Genomic DNA, 16,838 nt, shown 5'->3' with positions numbered 1-16,838 from the left:
CAGTTTTACATTATTATATCGTAAGTTTGACCTGCGTATAGTATAAACATTCTAAGAAGTAATACCCCGACCACGCTGGCAAGCGCGCTAACGTAGAACGCAAACGCGGTGTGAGCGATCTTTTTGCCCAGTGCGAAATTTAAAACGAGCGGTACGCAAAAACCAACGCCTACGACGCCTAGCCAAAAAAGACGCGCGTAAATTCCCTCGCTAAAGGCGACGCTCGCGGCTTTTTGCACGTCGCTGCCCGTTACTAGCGAGACGAAAATCATGCCGATTAGTAAAATTTCCATCGCTAAAACCGGCCACTCGACCGCGTGTAAAGCTTTAAGATCGCCGCCGTGCTGGTCTGCTTTAAAGAAAAGCGCGGCTATCAGGCTTGAGCCCGCAATGCCCGCCGATAAGCCCGATGCCACGAAAAGCGCGGGTAAAACGGCGGTATTAAGGATAGGAAATCTAACTAAAACCGAGATCAAAAAGCCCGTATAGGCGCAGATCGCGACCGCAAAAACTAGCGTAAGCGCAAGAAGCAGCGGGCGAAGCGCGTTTAAAATTTTCATTACGAGCGTGAAAAGCCCTTTTAAAAAAGTAAGTCTACGCGATAAAAATCCGCTAAGATCAGCTTCAAACGCATAAAGGCAGGCTACGAAGCTAAGCGGGATATAGACGCAAAGCGCCGCCACGCCCACGGACATAACCGATGTAAAGTTATAATTAATCAAAATTTTCCAAAAAAGAAGCGGCCGCTCTAAATCGGCTACCAGGCAGACCATACCCAGAAGGATCGCTACGAAAGATAGCAGCGATGCAGCCTTAAACAGCGGCGTGCTTTCGGTCTGTTTTTTATAAAATTTGACGAGGATCGCGACTACCAAAGCGCCGCCACTCATACCCGCTAGCAAAAGATAGACCGCGATCGGCCAGCCCCACTCCACGCCGTGCGAGAAGGTCGCAGTGAAATTTATAGCTCCGTTCATATCACACCCCCAGTTTTACCGCAGAAATATAGCGCAGGCTCGGCTTCGTACCACACTCAGGATGCATGCGCAGGCTATCTTTTACGCGAAGTAGCTTGCTGATGTGCGAGCCTTCGTCGTTTAGATCGCCGAACACGATCGCCTCGTATCTGCACGCCTCGATGCAGGCAGGCTCGTGGCCGTCTTTTAAATTCGTATCCAAGCAGAAGTTACAGCTCTCTGCGGCTTTGGTTTCGTGATTTATAAAGCGCACGTCATAAGGACAGGCCACGATGCAATATTTACAGGCGATGCAGTCGTCGGTGTTCATCGTCGTGATGCCGGTTTTTTCGTCCTTGTGGCAGGCTTTCGTCGGGCAGACATTCACGCACGGCGCGTCCTCGCACTGCTGGCAAGATACTCTAACATAGCGCTTTTCTTTCAAATTTAGCGGATCTGTTTTGTCCTGGATAAAAAGCCTCATTTGGCCTTTCGGAACCGAATTTACCTTTTTACAGGCGATCTCGCAGTCGGTGCAGCCCACGCATTTGTTCTGATCGAATATCATGCCGTAGTGCGGCTTTTTCGGCTCTTGCTTTTCGGCGCTTGCATTTGCGTCTTGCGCGCTTTTATCCGCGCTATTTTGTGCGAGTAAGCTTGAGGCGATTGCGCCAAGCCCTAAAGAGCCGAGTGCGGCGGATTTTATAAAATTTCTTCTTTGCTTTTGCATATTCTCCTCCGACTAAATTTAAGCAAAACTACTTTGTTTTATTCGCGTCGTGAAAGCTTTTAGCCTCGCTCTCGCTAAGCTTTTTCGCCGCTTCGGCAAGCTCGCCGGGCTTTAGAACCTTTAGTAGTTCGGCTTCAAAAATCACCACAGAACCCGCAGGAATTCTATCTACGTCCACGTTGCCGTAGGCTAAATTACTAGGGATTGTAAATTTATATTTCGAGCCTGTATTCATCAAAAGCAGCCCCTCGCGCAATCCGTCGATTAAGCCTATCATAGAAAGATGCGCCGGAATTTTAGATGCGAAAGTATCGTCAAATACGCTACCGTTCGTCAAATACGCCTTGTAGTTCATCACCACTACGCTCTCAGGCTTTGGCTTTTCGCCCATACCTAGCTTTAGAATTTCATATTGAAGACCGGATTTTGTGGTTTTAACGTCCGGATTTTTGGCATTTTTCGCCATAAATTCCTTGCCTGCTTTTAAATTTTTATCAAGCTCCGCTTTGGAATTTGTTTCTACGATCTTATTTAGCTTATCGGCTCTTTGATTCAAAAGTGCAATAATTTCCTCATCTTTTAGCTTCTGCTGCTTTTTAAGAGCGTCCAAAAACCCCTCTATCACCGCATCTAAGTCGTATTTGACACCTAACGCGGCTTGTGAATGCAGCTGGTTTGAAACATAGCTTCCGGTGGAAGCTCCGATGCTATAAGATTCTTTTTGTTCTTGCGTAGTTAAATTCGCGCCCAACGCGCAGCTTGCCAAAACGATAGGCAAGAAAATTTTTAGTCTTTTTTGCATACATTTGCCTTTTAAATTTCGGGGCCGCGAGCTTACGCGACCCCGAAAGAATTATAAATTATTATTTAAAATTCTTTGAGCCTCTTTAATATACTCTTTAGCGGCCTCTAGCCTTTGCTTAGTATATTTAAAGCCATGCATTCCCCATGAGCCGTCTTTTTCGATAAGATCGACGGTGTCTTGAGCTTTTTCTATTAGCTCGTAAACGCGAGTTTTATCGCTAGAGTTAAGCTTTTTAGTCTCAAGGATAGAGTAAATTCCTTGAATACCGATCTTAACTTGCGAGAAGTCGCTCTTAATCGGAGTTTGCCAGCCCATAACCTCATCGTAAACCTGCTTTTGGTTCTTGAAGTGAAGTGTCTCTTTTAGCTCGGAAACGACAGGGCTGTGGCAGCCTTTGGTATCTTGCATATCTTTATCCGCCCACGAGGTTCTGGCGCACGACCACATAAGATCGACGAAATTTCGTCCATCTTTATTTCTTTGGAAGTGCCAATCTTTCGCATCTCTTGGACCTTTGGCGGCATCGCCTGCGACTAGAGATTTTCTAGCAGGGTCGATGTCGATCTTCCAGATGTGCGATCTTCTTTGAGTATCGAATCCCGCGTTGTCTTGAAACTGAATAGCATAGAAGTTCTCGCAGCTCATCATAAACGGCATGTGGCAAGATGCGCAGGTGTTGTCTTTATGCGTATCAGCTCTTGCAGCGATGTAGGCTTGCTCTTGGTGGCAATCTTTGCACTCTTTTGTGATCTTAGGCTTTGTATAAAACGCACTCAAATAGCCCTGCTCGGAGTTATAATTTACGCCCTTTACGGTCTTGTCGCCAACTACCGGTCCGGTATTATCATGCGGATCGTGGCAGGTTACGCAGCGCATACCCTTCTCGTAGTGAGCGGTAAAGTAAGATTGAGAGCCCTCAGAGCCACATCCTGGTCCCATAGATTTAAATTTAGAGCTAAGAGATAGATCGGGATTTCCGTTGTTTAGCGGATTAGCACGAGCTAAATCAGGGCTATAGTTAAATCTTTGGTGGCAGCGTTCGCAGTTTGAGGTTCTAAAATTTGTAGCGCCGTCAAGGTGACCGCCCGCTCCATGACACTCTTCACAGGTGATACCTTTGGAGATAGTGTGCTTTTGAAGCTCTTTTGCATTACCCAAAGCAGCATAGAATTCTTTTTTAGTTTTAAAATCGAATTTGAATGGGTGGCAGACTTCGCAATACGAGCTGTTTGCTTGGAAAAACATCGATTTTTTGTATTTCGCAGCATATGACGCAAGACCTCTTACGTAACCGCCGTTATCTCCGTATTCCTCAAGCGTGCCTGGGAATTCCGGAACGATCTTTTTAATCTTTTTGACCGTCTCATCGTCTAAATTTAACGCCCAAGTCCTTTGGAATTGGTTGCCGCCGGCTACGATTTGACCGGTACCATCTCTTAGCAAGCCGCCCTCTACGTGATAGGTTCCGCGTAGAAGCCATGCATCTACGTAGCCAAATTTTGTCCTTAGATGTCCGACGGTCGCATAAATTACGTCAGGGGTAATACCTTTTGGAAGGATCGACGCCGTATCCGGGCTAAATACCGGATCAGTTAGGTTGTTATTAACCTCCGGGTGCTCGCCCGGGAAGCGGATAGTAGTGGCGTGGCGCGATCTGCTCCATGTCTCATACTGCGCAGGGTGGCACTCGCCGCATTTTTCAGGACCTATGAATTTATTCGGAAATTGCAAAGAAGAGCCCGCAGGGATTCTATACATCATAGAGCTATAGCCCTTGCCGTCGTCTCTTTTGCTAGCCTTTGAAAAGTCAAATCCATGCCCTTCCGCAAGCCACTCCAAACCTCGGTCGTGAACATCCATCTTACCAACCGTCTTACCGCCGTATTTGGTAAAAATCGGGTGATTTTTAAATAGCCAGTCATACATCTCTCGCTCTTCTACGACGTAGTCCTGCAAGGATATGACGCCTCTGCTTTGCAACGTGCCCTTAGGATTTGCGATGACATCTCGCGATTTTTGCGACATTTCCATCTCATGCCCCATGCCTTCATCAGCACAGGCTCCTGCGGCAAAAATGCTAATACAGGCTAGCGCGCCTAGTAGCATCTTATTCCATTTTTTCATGGCTCCTCCTTTGAAAATCGAAATTTTAAATTAGCAAAGTTCTACGCTCGAAATAATATCAACAAAAAAGGGTGAAAAAGGGAGAAATTTAATGAAATCTAAATTTAACGAAAAGAGATCGTAAATATCGCGCCTTCGTCGGAATTCGCAGCGCTTATGCTCCCCCCGTTTTTTTCGATTATCATCTTGCTCATATATAGTCCGAGCCCGCTGCCCTGCTGCTTTGTAGTAAAGTGCGGCTCAAAAATTTTATCTAGCTGCGCTTCATCGATGCGGCTTGCGTTATTTTCGATCGTGATTACCCGCTCGCCCTGCTTTAAAAACGAGCAAATTTTAATTTCACGCCGTTTAAGCGGTACGTCTAAAAACGCCTCCTTTGCGTTGTTTATGATGTTTATTAGCACCTGGATGAGCTCGTTTACGTTGCCGTAAAGGGTGAAATTTTCCTCTACCTGCACGCTTATGTCGATGACGTGCTTCTTAAGCGAGGCGTTTAAAATTTTACGCGCCTGCTCTATCGCTTCGCCGGCGCTAAATTCCCTCTTCGGCATATTCGGATTGAAGAAATTTTTAAAATCCTCGATCGTATCGCTCATAAATTTCACCTGCTCGCCCGCGTCTTTTATGCCGCCCTCGAGCCTTTCTTTTGAGAGCTTGCCCCGTTCGTTGTAAAGCTCTAAATTTATGAGCGTGGAGCTAATCTGAGATAGCGGCTGGCGCCACTGGTGCGAGATATTGCCGATCATCTCGCCCATGAGCGCGAGGCGGCTTTGATTTATCAGTAAAAGCTGCGTTTGCATCTTTAAAGTCGCGTTTTTTTTGTGAATTTTATAGATACAAAATATACAGATCAAAAACACCACAAGCAAGCTTAGGCCGCTAACGACAAACTCTTTGGTGTGATAGAGCAGAATGCTTTTTATCGGAATTTTAAAGCTTATCATCGCGATCGTATCGCCTAGACCGCCTTTGAAATTCCCCACATAGCCGTAGAGCTCTTGCATCTTTTTAGGTGCTGCGTTGATGCTGTGGCACTCAGTGCACGAAGGCTGGGAGTTTGTTATCGGCAGGCTCAAAAGATACGAGGCGCCACCTTTATCGTAGACGATCTTGGAGTATTCTTTATATCTGTTTTCTTTAAAGCCCTCTAAAATTTCATTCTCAAACTCACTTCCCTCGTGCTCGGGATTGAGCGGATCGGTAGCGACGAGCTTGTAGTCGTAGTTAATGTGATTTTTGGCGAGCTGAATTTTATAAATTTCGCGCGTTATGTAGGTCGAGGACATCAGCCTCGGATCGAAAAAATCCTCACTCAGAAGCTTTTTTTCCTTAAGTTCGTTTATTAACGGGCGCTGCACGGTCGATACGTAATCGCGCACCGCATTCATCGTATCTAGGATATAAAACGCCTCGCGCCTCGTGTCTTTTAGCGCAAGCTCGCGGTAGAAGTTAAAAACCAAAGCCGTAATTACGATATATAGCAGCACGAAAAGCGCTACGATAAATTTAAATTTATACTTCAAAGAGATACCCTACCGCATATAAATTTTTGATCACGTCCTTGCCTATCTTGCGGCGTAGCTCTTTGACGATCGCCTTGATCGCCTCCTTGCTGGGCTGCTCGAACTCCCACATATAGTCGAATAGCTGCTCGTAGGTTACGGTTTGATTTTTGCGCGCTAAGAAGTACTCCAAAAGCTTGCTCTCGCTTTTGGAAAGATGACAGGCGCTGTCTTTGACGTAGATGATCTTTTTGGCAAAATCATACTTCAACTCACTGCTTATGCTAAATATCGGCGCGTGATTTATCAGCTCCGCAGCGACGTCTTGCAGCGCCTTTATAAAGGCGTTTTTGTCGTACGGCTTAGGCAGATACCTAGTGATCTTAAGCTCCACCGCCCGCCACAGATACTCCTGCTCGGTATGGCTCGAAAGGATCACGATCGGCACGCCGATGCCGGCAGCTCGGATCTTTTTAACGACCTCTAGCCCGTCCATATGCGGCACGCCGATATCAAAAACCAGCGCGTCGTACGAGCCGCTCATCGCCTCATCAAGCGCCTCCAGCCCGTCCTTAACCCCCACTACTTCGCCGAAAAACAGCTGTAGCGATTCGGTTATATTTTTTAAAATCCCGGGCTCGTCCTCTAGGCAAAGAACCCTTTTATTGGACAAAACGTCCAATAATTCGTAATCTTGCATACTCTATCCGCCTCCAAGCTTAGCGCATTTCATTCTTAATCATCTCTTAAATATAACTCGCTTAAATTATATAAATTTAGCATTAAACTAACGTTAAAAAATATACCAAAGCGGTTTGCACGCAAATTTAAACCTCAAACCGCCTATGTGCGAGCTTTGCGCCTGCATAAGTCGGCTTAAAAGATCACAAGAACGTAAAAAGGTGGGGCGATAAGCTTGATATTAAATTTTACCGCCTTGCAGGCGGCATATGAAAGGCAGTAAAATTTTATTTGAGAGGTGCTTGCATATGCATTTCACAGACAAAGGCAATCAAATCATAAAGATCTATCAACTCCACAGCTCGGCGGGATAGAATTTTAAAATTTAGCCCAAGCCGGGCATACTAAAGTTAATGTGAATGCTCCATCTTTGAGTGATCCATGCCGCCGTGATCCATGTTCTCCATCGAGCCATGATTCATATGCGAATGATCCATCCCCTCCATCGAACCCATATCGTGGCTCATCCCACTCATCGAGCCATGATCCATCATAGAATGTTCCATGCCACTCGCACCTGGATCGGTCATTCCAAAAATCATCGCGACGTGTCCTAGCACCAAAAATACAATCAGCGCCAAGAAATGAAATTTAAGCCTAGCTCTAAATTCCGCTCCTTTTGCGATAACTCCGAGCTCCAAAAGTAGCAGCACCAGCGCAGGCAGCGCCGCCGCTACGTATGCCGCCAAAGCTAAGGCGTCCGCAGCGCCACGTAAATGAATGACGGGCAAAATTTTAACCGCTACGTAAATGATTAATATCGTAAAATAAGCGCCGAGAATGATGCTAAGGCATTTATTGATTTTTAGTGCCAAAGAGCCCTCCTTCGCGCGGTACAAGCTAAAAAATTCGCTCGCTACTATCGCTTCTGCTAAGCCCATCGGCACCGCCATAAATAAAATCAAATTCCACGGCTGATTTGCCATCAAAAGTTCCATGTAATTCGTCATTGCCATGTTTTCTCCTTATTTTGATTTAAAGGGCGCAATTCTAGCGGCTTTCGGTAAAAAATTTTAAAACAATAGATAAGATTAAGTGCACCTTTAATCTTATCTTTCCATAAAACGATTTGGGCTGCGTCTTAAAGCTCGCCCGCAAATATTAAATTTTTAATCTCGCCTCGTACGCCGCCTCTTCGTATCTAACGCAAAATTTAGAAAATTTATATTTGCAGATGCAGATACATTAAATTTATCCGAAACGCTTTAAATTCCGTAAAATTTCAGTTTTGTAAAGATAAAATTACAAAATTTTTTTAAAAGGATTCAGAATGAAAAATTCCCTCTTGTTCGCCTGCGCAGCGCTGTTTGTATGCGCTTGCTCCAATTCTGAGCAGCCAAAGCCAGGCGTTTCGCATTGCAGCGAGCCTAAAATGGACGAGGCGTCGCATCAGATGATCCAAATTTGCGGCGAAAGCGAGGATCCGCAAATCGAAAATATGCAGTGCAACGAAAACGGACTTTGCTTCGGCACCGCAAAAATCAGGTAGCCGAAGCGTCTCGCGGGCGCAGAGCTAAATTTAACTATTTTAAAGCCAAGATCGAGCGCCCGCAAGCGGTCTAGGCCGCGCTTTAAAATTTAGCCAGCAGTTTAAATTTAGCCCCGCTTCAGGCGCTGATGCATTTTATCTATCTTATTTTTTAGCTGCGCCCGCCAATCAATTTTTTTAGCTGCGCCCGCCAATCAATCGAGCTGCTCTTGGCGTGATAAAATTTTAAAATTTCATCACCAAACACGGCGCGTGATTTAGGATTTAAAAGTAAGCGCGGCTCAAATTTCATAAGTTTAAAATTTAAAAGCGACATGCAATTTAAAATTTTACGCCTCTCAAATACTAGCGGTGCGAAATTTCGCGCAAGCTCAAAATCCGCGCCAGGCAATTTTGTGCCGTTGCAAAATTTCTAGATCGCAACTCCGCTCAGTAAGAATTTTTGGCGGTGCAGAAGGGGACGCAAAATCTGCGCCGTGTAATCCCACGCGGATCGCACCGCACAAATTTCTATGTCGCACGCCGAGACTCATAATCTAATCTCGCTACAAGATCGCTTGCGAAATAGTACAACATCCTTAGTCGCATAGCGCAGCCTTGCTCACTGCGTGGTCGAGGTCCGTAGCTGTAGTGCAAATGGCGCAAAATTCTTTGCCGTGCGGTAGGAGTTCTCAGAGCAAAAAAGACGCGGTATCCTCTATCGGCGGTGCGAGTTTATAGTCTCTAACTCGCACCTTAAAATTCCGCTTCAAACTCATTACTTAAAATTTCGTCTCAAAAAATCACGTATGAGAAATTCCGCTTTATCTTTACGGCTTAAAATTTCGTACGGATTGCACCGAGCAAAATCTCGTCACTGCGCGACGTAATCTTAAAATTTCAGCGGTGAGCTCGTAGCGATATTAAATTATGCTTCATTATTACGACTTAAATTCTATCACAAGCCCGCAGATTTAAAATTTTACTTCAAACGACGCCGTGAAATTTCTACCCTCCTAGATACATATCTCGCGGTGCCTGTGCCACTCGCACTTAGCGGTGACGCTATCCTTTGCCGATAGCAACCCTCGCACAGGGCGCCTGCCACAGCCCATAGAAAATAAAGTGCGCCTCTTTCGTAATCGTAGCCTCTAAAAAATTTTAAGCGACCGCAAAATTTTAAAATTTAAAAGCAACCTTCGATTAAGCCGATTTTTATAAATTTGGATTTGCTTTGTAGCAGCGCAATCTGGTGAGCAAGGCGCAACTATAAGTTACGCAGCTAGCTTTACGTCAGCTGCTTAAACATTTCGATCTGTTCCTTCGTAAGCTCGATCAAATCATCGTTTGCGTATTTAAGCGATGTCTCCAGACTTGCGATGAGCTCCTTACGGACGAAGCTCACGCTAAAAAGCGTCGCCCAAAATCGCGCTCCGCTGCCCGTGCTCGGATCTTCCAAGACCGCTCTAATCGCAGCTACCGCAGCAGCATCGTCCGCTGCACCTAGCACCTCGTCCACGAGCGGATATTCACCTGCGCCGTCGCCCTCGTTTAGCGAGCGCAAAAGCGGCTCAAGCGCCTCGTCACAGGGATTATCACGCAAGAACTCCCGCACCGCGCGAAACTCTGCCGCGAGCTGATCCGAAAGCTGCGTAGGCATCGGCTGATGAAGTCTCAAAAAGTCTAATGCCGTTTGCTTGTCCATAAAATTCCTTTTAAATGATATGCGCGATTGTAGCTAATTTTGGATTGCAAAGAGATAAATTTACTCTAATTTATCAGCTACTTCCGTCATAAATTCTCAATAATCTTAAATAATTAGATAGTGATTTTATAGTGGCTTTTAGGGGCGATTTTCGATGGGCTTTGCGCGGATTACAAAATAAAATTCCAAAATTTTATCCAAACAAAAAAGCCCCTGCGAAGTGCAGGGGCTTACAAGCTTGATCTGTTTAGTCCGGCAAAATTTAGCAGACTAAGAAGGATTATTCCTCGATCTTGCCGGTTTTGATGCGGCGCTCATAGATTTCGCGCATCTCTCTGATGTCGTTTTTGACCTCGAATATGCCGTGCCAATGCGAATAATCAGGTCCTCCCATTAGCGCACCTTGGCGCATTCTGCGACCCTCGTGGTGCCATGAAACATAATAGATTCGCTGGAACGCATCCGCCCAAGGATCGTCTTTTAGAAGTTTCTTTTCCTTAAGCTCTTTTAGCATCTTAGTTGCTTCGTCGTTGTAAACATTATATAGAAGTACCTGCTTATCGCCCACCTCAAAGAAATTATTCGTATGGGTGCTTGCATGGCACTCTTTGCATACTTGCTTCATCTCGGCACGTGCCGCCTCAGGACCGTTTAGGTTACCTGCCAAAGGATTGCCGACGTTTAGTTTGCCGGTATTTAAAAACTCGCTTACCGCAGTCTCATTACCGCCGGTGCGTAGATTGCTCTTAGGCTGCCACAAATTCCACTTCAAGCGTTGAGATACGTTGTGAGTGGAGTTTAAATCGCCAACACCGCCGCTCATATGGCAGGTCGCGCATGTAGGGGCGCGGTAATCAGGAACCGCCCAAGTACCAGGAGCGCTATCGAATTTCCACTCATTGCCTTCAGCGTTAAATACGTGTCCGTGCATTGAGTTATTGTAAATTTCGATATCCGGATGATCAGGTCCTAAGTGGCAAGATGCGCAAGCAGCAGGCTTACGAGCTTCAGCAATCGAAAATTTATGACCAGAATGGCATGATTTGCATCCGCCTACGCTACCGTCCGGATAAACCGTACCGATGCCGTAAACGGGCCAGGTCTCTTTGGTAGGCTTGTTATGCTCATCCATTTTAACGACGCCACCGTGGCATTGAGAGCAGCCGGTAATATCAGGCGCATGTTTAAGATCAGGGATATCACGTCCTTCGTAGTGATACATTAGATCAACCATTCCTTTGTTGGCTTGCATTTGCATAGCGCCTCTTGCGTGACCGCTGTTTTCAAACTCTTTAACCTCGTTGCTGTGGCATTTGGCACAGGTTTTTGGGCTAACTAGCACCGAAATATGATTGTCTGTGTCTTTCGGATGCGGCTCTTTAGCTGCCATAGGGCTATCTGCTGGCTGCGAGTGGCAGTCGGTACAGCTAACGCCTACGTGGGCGTGGCGACTCATCTTCCAATCCGCAACGACGCCCGGAGTTTTTTCGGCATGGCACTCGACGCAGCGTCTAGCTAGCGGCGTAAGCTGCCTATTTACCTTTAAATTCTTCGTAAGACTAACGTTTACAGAATTGCTTACGTTCGCGTCCGACGCGGACATATTCGCATGCTGCGCGGGCATTTCTGCGAATGCAAACGATGCGATACAGGCTATTAAAATAGCGACTTTTTTTAGCATTACTTCTCCTTTACTTGGTTTTGTTATTTTCTCGGTTGTATTTATCCCAATATTTGGCAATCTCTATACCCATATTTTTGTGGCCGACGTTTTCGTGGCACTGCACGCAGGTTTTGCCGGTAGTGCCCGCGAAATAATCCCTATGCGCGAGCCAGGCTTTATTTACTTGATTATTCTGCTCTTTTAAATTTCGATGGCAACTTAGACAGCCGCTTTCATAAACGAAATGATTTCGCTCCTTGCGTTTTTCTTGCCAGTCGATCTTATCGGCATCGGTAAAGACCGTTTTGTAGACATCATTTGCGGAGGTTAGAGCTTTAGTCCAAAGATACATAAAGGTATTTTCATGAGAGACGTGACAGGCGACGCAATCGGCCTTGAAGCCTTGCGGGTTGTTGCCGCCGTGAACATCGTTGTGAAAGGCGTTTGCCATCGGCTGCATCGTATGACAGGACACGCAGAATTTATCGGTGCCCGTAAGGTGAACCATCTCCGCAATCCCAAGAGAAAGTATCATTCCTATAAGCACACAAGCGCCCACGAGTAGCACAAGAGTTTTCTTTTTCATAGGTTTCCTTGATTTTAAAATTTCTTCGCAAAATTTTTAGTATTTGATAATTCGTAAAGCGGTATTTTATTATAAAAAGATTAAAAACCGCTTATTTTCTAGCCTTTTGTTAAAATTTATTAAATGAAGATAAAATTTTAAACTAAGTTTTTAGTTTAACGGAATATAATCCATTAAAATTTCAATACAAGGAGAGATCATGAAAACGATCCAAGCGAATGAAATTACCAAAGTAGTCAGCGAGCTTTGCAAAAAAGCCTGTTATCAAGTCACGCCCGACATGCGCGCAGCATTTGAGAAAGCGCGCGAGAACGAGACTTCGCCTATCGGCAAAGATATCTTAGGCAAGCTCTTACAAAATGCCGATTTGGCGGCAAAAGAGGTCGCGCCGATCTGCCAAGATACCGGTATGACGGTGGTTTTTGTCGAACTTGGTCAGGATGTGCATATCGAGGGCGGATATTTGGAGGATGCTATCAACGCAGGCGTCGCGGACGGCTACGTAGGCGGCTATCTGCGTAAATCCGTGGTCGCAGAGCCGCTTTTTGAACGAAAAAACACCACGAATAATACCCCTGCGGTCATCAATACCCGCATCATCCCCGGCGACAAGCTTAAGATCAAAGTAGCTCCTAAGGGCTTTGGTAGCGAAAACAAATCGGTGCTAAAAATGCTTGTTCCCGCAGACGGCATCGAGGGGGTAAAAAAGGTATTTTTAGAGGCGGTCAAATACGCAGGTCCTAACGCTTGCCCTCCTATGGTCGTAGGCGTCGGTATCGGCGGCACGATGGATAAGGCGGCGCTTTTAGCCAAGCAAGCCGCGGTTCGCTCGATCGACAGCAGAAATCCCGACGAGCGCTACGCCAAGCTAGAGGATGAACTACTGGAGATGGCGCGCGCTACGGGCGTCGGTCCGCAGGGTTTGGGCGGCATAAACACCGCCGTTAAGGTAAATGTAGAGTGGTATCCGACCCACATAGCGGGGCTCCCGGTCGCCGTTAATATCAACTGCCACGCGGCTCGCCATGCCGATGCCGAACTATAAGGAGGAAATTATGTCAGAAGTTAAAAGAATTACCGCACCTTTCGATAAAAGCGTAGTAAAAAGCCTAAAGGCGGGCGATAACGTCCTAATCAGCGGCACCATCATCGCAGCTCGCGATGCCGCGCACAAGGCTCTAACCGAAACCCTCGCTCGCGGCGAGAAGCTACCTGTAAATTTAGCCGGCGAGACTATATATTATCTGGGGCCGACCCCTGCCAAACCGGGTCAGGCTATTGGCGCTGCAGGACCTACGACTAGCGGGCGCATGGACAAATACACTCCGACGATGATAAACGAGGTAGGCATCAACGGCATGATCGGCAAGGGCTACCGCAGCGACGCCGTCGTCGAAGCGATGAAAAAATCTGGCTGCGTCTATATGGTCGCTATCGGCGGCGCGGGCGCGCTAATCAGCCAAAGTATCAAAAAATATGAAGTATTAGCCTATCCCGAGCTCGGCCCCGAGGCGGTTGCGCGACTTACGGTCGAGGATTTCCCAGCTATCGTAGCGATCGACAGCGAGGGCAATAACTTCTACGAAGTCGGACAGGCACCTTATAGAAAAATTTAAATTTTGCTAGCGGCGTCCGCGCGGTGCTTTTTTGTGGCGCGAGCGTTCGTAAATTTATCGGCGTCCGCTCGGGCACCCTAAATTTCGCAGCATAATTTGCGGCGTTTATTTCGCGAAATTTTACGACTCGGCGCAGTGAAATTTTATAGCGAATTTAAAGCGCGCCCGTAAAATTTTATCTCTCTTACGACACGGAATTTTTAAAATTTCGTGCCGCTTAAATTTCTACCAAAATTTCGCCTTTGCTTCATTTAGACGATCCACCGCTAAAATTTAACCGTAAATTTACGCAAGTCTAAATTTTAAAATTTCGGCGTCGTTCGTAAGCAAATTTAAAGCTCGCTAGCGCCATAATCGGATTTAAATTTTAGGAGGGGCGATTGAGCGCAGGCGAGCTGGAGCAGATCAGACTGGAGCTTTTGTATAAGGCGAAAAGAAATATGATCTTAGCGGCAGCGTGCATGCTCTTTTACGGCGCGTTTTTGTTATACAAACTGCGCGACGGAGGAAGCATGGCGGATTTGTTGTCCCTTATCGGATTATTCGCGGTTGTTCTTATAGTGGCCGTTTTGTGCGATGAAAGCTCCATAAAAGCTAAGATAATCTACGCTGCCTGCCTTTTTGCTATGAGCCTATTTCTAAACGATTTACAAAATCGCCCCACGATTTCCAAATATATCTTACTCGCGATTATAATTTTAATCTTGGCTGCTTATAGCTTATTCGTATTATTTAGAGTCTTCAAACGAGATTATTCGATAAAATTTCGGCGCGCTTTTAAAGAGCACTATCTAATGCCTTATTTCAAGGCGTTCGGCTATCGATACGATATTGGAGGCAGTATCGATCCCGCCAAGCTTAAGCTCTCCGGGCTCTTTTTTCGACTAGATAAATTCAAAGGCGGCAACGACAGGGTCTCGGGCGTTTATGACGGCGTGAAGTTCGCATTTTGCGACGTGAGCTTATTTAATAGATTTTCGGAAAGCGAAATCCTCGGCACCTTTTTCTACGCAGAATTTAACAAACGCATAAGTGCCAAAACCCTGATTTTTCCCGCTCGCGCCGGCGCGCCGAACACAGGCGGGCTAAAAAAGATCGATATGGACGATGCTGAGTTTAACGCCGCCTTTGCTGTGTATTGCGAGGACGCGATGGGCGCGATGTATATTCTAACGCCAGCCTTTATGCGCAGGCTCTTGCGCTTCGCAAGCGCCGTAGCCGCGCCCGTCAGTCTTAGCTTCGCAGATAGCAAAATTTATATTTTCGTAAATACGGGGCGCGATAATTTCGAACCGGACATCGACGAAAGCGTGCTGCGCCGTGACCCTGCCGCGCAGCTCAAGCGCGAGCTTTCGCACTTTTTAGCGATCGTAAAAAACCTAAAACTAAACGAAAGAATTTGGAGCTAGCGAGCGGCTCGCCGCAGTTTGGCATGCTACGGTCTCACGCTCCGTGCCGCGGTCTCGCACGCCGTGCTGTGGCTCCACATGCTACAGCTCTGTGCGCCTTAAAATTTGAAATTTTAAAACTCCGCTTTTTGATTTCGCGCTTTGGAATTTTAAACGCTTTAAAATTCCGTGCGTTTTGAAATTTAAAATTTTAATACACACCGAGGAATTCTGCACCGCAAAATTTAAAATTCTGAAATTAAAATTCCGCGCCTTGAAATTCTACGCTTCAAAATTTAGAATTTTAAAATTTCGCAGCCGAAATCTTATGTGCCTAAAATTTGAAATTTTGCCGCGCCTTAAAATTTAGCGCACCCGCCAAGTATCGCGGTACCCATCAAAGCCCCTGCGCGCTAGAGGGCGCGGCCAACTCCTCTATAATTTTACCGTGCTCGCAATGAGTTATTTTACTCTCTATCGTAAATTTTTCGCCGTCAAATTTAAAATATCTATATTCATTGATTAGCTCGCCGTCAGGGTATTTGTCGCTAGATTTTACCTTAAGAGCGCCCAACGCGCCGTTTTCAAAGGTCAAAAACGTCTTTTTAGCGTATTTGCTCTTTATCTCGTCGCTGCCGTCTAAGTATGAGAAAAAATCATATTCTATGCCGAAGCGAGCGGAGTCGTGCGGCGCCAAAGAGCTCATCTTAGAGCAGTCGCAATCTGCGCCGCATGAGCGGACGTAATGAAATATATCAGCCATTTTTATACCCGTTTCGCTTGCTTCTACCGCCTTAAGCTTATCGCTTGCGAGTTTGCTAGAGCCTTTTGATACTCCGTAAACTAGATATAGATTTTCTTTAACTTTAAAAATTTTTATCACTCGCTCGCCACCCCATGCGGTATCAAGCGCCCATTCGCCGCAGTCGCAATCCCGCCTGCCGCCAATGACGCAGTTTTGCAGCTGCTGCGCACCCTTGTCCGCAAAATCCATAATGAAATTCTGCCCGCCGCTTGCGTATTGATACGCTACGTAGCTCGCGCCCATCGTGCCGCCGGTGCTGATATCTACCGAATATGCCCGAAACTTGCCGTCCTGCGAGATCGCCATATTCGGGGCGAACCTCAAGGATTTTAAAATTTGCGGAGCGCTCTCGCCCGCGCTTTGCAAAAACTCCATAAACGCAGCCCTTAACCTAACGATGCTCTCGCAAGGCGTACCATCGGGGCGATGCCCGGCTTCGTCAATCTCCTGAAGCGCCGTGCTTAAATTTGCGGTTAAAATTTCTAGGCTTTGATCTTTTTGAGCGCTGTTTGCACCTCCTGCCAAAGCGGGCGCTGCCTCGGCGAACATGAAGCTTAATAAGCACAAAAACGAGATTAAAATTTTCAAGTCGCATCCTTTAAATCTTTGATTTTCGATAGATTATAGCGCAAATTTGCGCCCTCAATTTAAAACCCGAATCCGCTCGCTGCGAAATTCTATGAAATTGCGAAATTTGAAATTCCTTGAAGTTGCAAAATTCCGCGAGGCTGTCGCTTGAAATTCTCCCT

At 46.2% G+C, this 16,838-nt stretch carries 15 protein-coding genes; 4 read left to right on the top strand and 11 right to left on the bottom strand.

What is annotated here, in order from left to right:
* Window positions 1-5: 5 nt before the first annotated feature.
* The 7 genes from nrfD to Q0323_RS09525 all read right to left on the bottom strand — a co-directional run bounded on the left by nrfD (window position 6) and on the right by Q0323_RS09525 (window position 7,814).
* Window positions 6-977: an NrfD/PsrC family molybdoenzyme membrane anchor subunit gene (gene nrfD / locus Q0323_RS09555; protein ID WP_298053916.1), complete on the bottom strand. Its 972-nt coding sequence runs from the start codon at window positions 975-977 to the stop codon at window positions 6-8.
* Between the two features lies 1 nt (window position 978).
* A complete protein-coding gene (locus Q0323_RS09550) occupies window positions 979-1,686 on the bottom strand; it encodes a 4Fe-4S dicluster domain-containing protein (RefSeq protein ID WP_298053914.1) in 708 nt (235 codons plus the stop codon).
* A gap of 28 nt (window positions 1,687-1,714) precedes the next feature.
* The gene (locus tag Q0323_RS09545; protein ID WP_297994881.1) at window positions 1,715-2,488 is read right to left on the bottom strand and encodes an FKBP-type peptidyl-prolyl cis-trans isomerase N-terminal domain-containing protein; all 774 of its coding nucleotides are present in this window, start codon (window positions 2,486-2,488) and stop codon (window positions 1,715-1,717) included.
* A 51-nt stretch (window positions 2,489-2,539) separates the two neighbouring features.
* The gene (locus Q0323_RS09540) at window positions 2,540-4,615 is read right to left on the bottom strand and encodes a cytochrome C (RefSeq protein WP_291940175.1); all 2,076 of its coding nucleotides are present in this window, start codon (window positions 4,613-4,615) and stop codon (window positions 2,540-2,542) included.
* A gap of 104 nt (window positions 4,616-4,719) precedes the next feature.
* Window positions 4,720-6,138 (bottom strand): DUF3365 domain-containing protein, encoded by a 1,419-nt coding sequence (locus Q0323_RS09535; RefSeq protein ID WP_298053911.1) that lies wholly within the window; start codon window positions 6,136-6,138, stop codon window positions 4,720-4,722.
* Window positions 6,128-6,817 carry a response regulator transcription factor gene (locus Q0323_RS09530; RefSeq protein ID WP_298053909.1) on the bottom strand — a complete coding sequence of 230 codons (690 nt, stop codon included), beginning with the start codon at window positions 6,815-6,817 and terminating at the stop codon, window positions 6,128-6,130. Before Q0323_RS09530 ends, Q0323_RS09535 begins: the two co-directional genes overlap by 11 nt.
* Window positions 6,818-7,208: 391 nt before the next feature.
* Window positions 7,209-7,814, bottom strand: coding sequence for a DUF6803 family protein (locus Q0323_RS09525; RefSeq protein ID WP_298053907.1), 606 nt, complete (start codon window positions 7,812-7,814; stop codon window positions 7,209-7,211).
* Window positions 7,815-8,128: 314 nt separating this feature from the next.
* Here Q0323_RS09525 and Q0323_RS09520 point away from each other — a divergent pair, with 314 nt between their 5' ends.
* On the top strand, window positions 8,129-8,347 hold the full coding sequence (locus Q0323_RS09520; protein WP_298053905.1) for a hypothetical protein: 219 nt from the start codon (window positions 8,129-8,131) through the stop codon (window positions 8,345-8,347).
* Between the two features lie 1,267 nt (window positions 8,348-9,614).
* Here Q0323_RS09520 and Q0323_RS09515 read toward each other — a convergent pair.
* From Q0323_RS09515 to Q0323_RS09505, 3 genes are all read right to left on the bottom strand, one after another.
* Window positions 9,615-10,031 (bottom strand): hypothetical protein, encoded by a 417-nt coding sequence (locus Q0323_RS09515; protein ID WP_298053901.1) that lies wholly within the window; start codon window positions 10,029-10,031, stop codon window positions 9,615-9,617.
* Between the two features lie 280 nt (window positions 10,032-10,311).
* Window positions 10,312-11,712 (bottom strand): multiheme c-type cytochrome, encoded by a 1,401-nt coding sequence (locus tag Q0323_RS09510; protein ID WP_298053899.1) that lies wholly within the window; start codon window positions 11,710-11,712, stop codon window positions 10,312-10,314.
* 10 nt (window positions 11,713-11,722) lie between these two features.
* Window positions 11,723-12,280, bottom strand: a complete 558-nt coding sequence (locus Q0323_RS09505; RefSeq protein ID WP_298053896.1) for a NapC/NirT family cytochrome c — start codon at window positions 12,278-12,280, stop codon at window positions 11,723-11,725.
* A gap of 199 nt (window positions 12,281-12,479) precedes the next feature.
* On the opposite strand from Q0323_RS09505, the gene Q0323_RS09500 reads away from it, so the two are divergent.
* The 3 genes from Q0323_RS09500 (at window position 12,480) to Q0323_RS09490 (ending at window position 15,305) form a co-directional block, all read left to right on the top strand.
* Window positions 12,480-13,325 (top strand): fumarate hydratase, encoded by an 846-nt coding sequence (locus tag Q0323_RS09500; RefSeq protein ID WP_298053894.1) that lies wholly within the window; start codon window positions 12,480-12,482, stop codon window positions 13,323-13,325.
* Window positions 13,326-13,335: 10 nt separating this feature from the next.
* Window positions 13,336-13,896 (top strand): Fe-S-containing hydro-lyase, encoded by a 561-nt coding sequence (locus tag Q0323_RS09495; RefSeq protein ID WP_040303892.1) that lies wholly within the window; start codon window positions 13,336-13,338, stop codon window positions 13,894-13,896.
* Between the two features lie 380 nt (window positions 13,897-14,276).
* The gene (locus Q0323_RS09490; protein WP_298053891.1) at window positions 14,277-15,305 is read left to right on the top strand and encodes a DUF3137 domain-containing protein; all 1,029 of its coding nucleotides are present in this window, start codon (window positions 14,277-14,279) and stop codon (window positions 15,303-15,305) included.
* A 376-nt stretch (window positions 15,306-15,681) separates the two neighbouring features.
* Here the strand turns inward: Q0323_RS09490 and Q0323_RS09485 are convergent, their stop codons facing one another.
* Window positions 15,682-16,677 carry a hypothetical protein gene (locus Q0323_RS09485; protein ID WP_298053889.1) on the bottom strand — a complete coding sequence of 332 codons (996 nt, stop codon included), beginning with the start codon at window positions 16,675-16,677 and terminating at the stop codon, window positions 15,682-15,684.
* Window positions 16,678-16,838 lie beyond the last annotated feature (161 nt).

This window comes from uncultured Campylobacter sp., from assembly GCF_938030145.1.
GTDB lineage: Bacteria > Campylobacterota > Campylobacteria > Campylobacterales > Campylobacteraceae > Campylobacter_B.
Note: the sequence above shows the minus strand (reverse complement) of the source record. Positions and strands in the feature narration are given on the sequence as shown.

Bases quoted from the DNA above. Each gene is read 5' to 3' on its own strand.
- Q0323_RS09510 (WP_298053899.1), bottom strand. From the start codon at position 11,712: ATGCTAAAAAAAGTCGCTATTTTAATAGCCTGTATCGCATCGTTTGCA.
- Q0323_RS09515 (WP_298053901.1), bottom strand. From the start codon at position 10,031: ATGGACAAGCAAACGGCATTAGACTTTTTGAGACTTCATCAGCCGATG.
- nrfD (WP_298053916.1), bottom strand. From the start codon at position 977: ATGAACGGAGCTATAAATTTCACTGCGACCTTCTCGCACGGCGTGGAG.
- Q0323_RS09505 (WP_298053896.1), bottom strand. From the start codon at position 12,280: ATGAAAAAGAAAACTCTTGTGCTACTCGTGGGCGCTTGTGTGCTTATA.
- Q0323_RS09550 (WP_298053914.1), bottom strand. From the start codon at position 1,686: ATGCAAAAGCAAAGAAGAAATTTTATAAAATCCGCCGCACTCGGCTCT.
- Q0323_RS09540 (WP_291940175.1), bottom strand. From the start codon at position 4,615: ATGAAAAAATGGAATAAGATGCTACTAGGCGCGCTAGCCTGTATTAGC.
- Q0323_RS09530 (WP_298053909.1), bottom strand. From the start codon at position 6,817: ATGCAAGATTACGAATTATTGGACGTTTTGTCCAATAAAAGGGTTCTT.
- Q0323_RS09545 (WP_297994881.1), bottom strand. From the start codon at position 2,488: ATGCAAAAAAGACTAAAAATTTTCTTGCCTATCGTTTTGGCAAGCTGC.
- Q0323_RS09525 (WP_298053907.1), bottom strand. From the start codon at position 7,814: ATGGCAATGACGAATTACATGGAACTTTTGATGGCAAATCAGCCGTGG.
- Q0323_RS09520 (WP_298053905.1), top strand. From the start codon at position 8,129: ATGAAAAATTCCCTCTTGTTCGCCTGCGCAGCGCTGTTTGTATGCGCT.
- Q0323_RS09500 (WP_298053894.1), top strand. From the start codon at position 12,480: ATGAAAACGATCCAAGCGAATGAAATTACCAAAGTAGTCAGCGAGCTT.
- Q0323_RS09495 (WP_040303892.1), top strand. From the start codon at position 13,336: ATGTCAGAAGTTAAAAGAATTACCGCACCTTTCGATAAAAGCGTAGTA.